At 73.6% G+C, this 417-nt stretch carries 1 protein-coding gene; it reads right to left on the reverse strand.

Translation table 11 applies throughout. From position 1 onward, the window contains the following. Positions 1-417, reverse strand: a 417-nt coding sequence (locus TR48_RS38415; protein WP_152628431.1) for a beta-ketoacyl synthase N-terminal-like domain-containing protein, incomplete at both ends; no start/stop codon positions are given.

A 417-nucleotide genomic window follows, 5' to 3' on the forward strand; every position in this document is an offset into this window, starting at 1 on the left:
ATGTTCGACTTCAGCGCGCCGAGCAGGAGCGGCCGCGCCTCCGAGCGCTCCTGACCGTAGGTGGCGAGCAGCGCCTGCGCCTCGATCGGGTCGCCGAGCCTGGTGCCGGTGCCGTGGGCCTCGACCGCGTCGATCTGGTCGGCCGTCAGACCGGCCGAGGCCAGCGCCTGACGGATGACCCGCTGCTGCGACGGACCGTTGGGGGCGGTCAGGCCGTTGCTCGCACCGTCCTGGTTCACCGCCGAACCACGCACGACCGCGAGCACGGGGTGACCGTTGCGCTGGGCGTCGGAGAGCCGCTCGACGAGCAGCATGCCCGCGCCCTCGCCCCAGCCGGTACCGTCCGCGGCACCCGCGAACGCCTTGCACCGGCCGTCCGCCGACAGGCCGCGCTGACGGCTGAACTCCACGAACAGG

Source organism: Streptacidiphilus neutrinimicus, from assembly GCF_000787815.1.
Lineage (GTDB): Bacteria > Actinomycetota > Actinomycetes > Streptomycetales > Streptomycetaceae > Streptacidiphilus > Streptacidiphilus neutrinimicus.